The organism is Mycobacterium shunyiense (assembly GCF_058270075.1).
The window spans coordinates 1-591 of the sequence record NZ_JBZDPU010000050.1; the positions used below are offsets into that span (position 1 = coordinate 1).

1 protein-coding gene is annotated in these 591 nt (G+C 65.7%); it reads right to left on the bottom strand.

Going from position 1 to position 591, the window contains the following annotated elements:
* Positions 1 to 591: IS110 family transposase (locus tag AC4ELH_RS35320; protein ID WP_498889593.1), on the bottom strand; the 591-nt coding region annotated here is incomplete at both ends.

A 591-nucleotide genomic window follows, 5' to 3' on the forward strand; every position in this document is an offset into this window, starting at 1 on the left:
CGAAAGCCGCCTCGTTTTTGAACCGCTTTACGCCGGCGGTTTCGCCGACGAGTTTGGCTGCGGTCAATTCACCGCAGCCTTGCAGGGCCAGCAGTTCGGGGGCGACGTCGTGGACGTGTTGGCCGATTCGGGCGGCCAGGGCGTTGATGGTGTCGGTGAGTCGGGTGATGTCGTCGAGTTCGTCGCGGGCCAGCTCGGCGAGCAGTCCGTGCAGGGTGTCGAGCCAGTTGCCAAGTTCGTTACGGGTCTTGGTCCGGTCCAGGGCACCGCGTTTGGGGGTGCGGGCCGGGTCGAGTTCATGGATACGGCCGAGCAGTCGGTTGATCGTTGAGGTCCGTTGAGCGACAAGGTCTTCGCGTCGATCTACGAGCAGTTTCAACTCCCGCGACACTGGGTCGTGGGCGGCGACGGGCAGGTCGGGATACCGCAACACCGCGTGTGCGACGGCCAGCGCATCGATGGGATCGGACTTGCCGCGAGTGCGGGCGCAGGCTCGGGTCTGGGCCATCAGCTTGGGGGCTACCCGCACCACACGTTGGCCCGCGGAGAGCAAGTCGCGCTCGAGGCGGGCCGATAGATTGCGGCAATCTT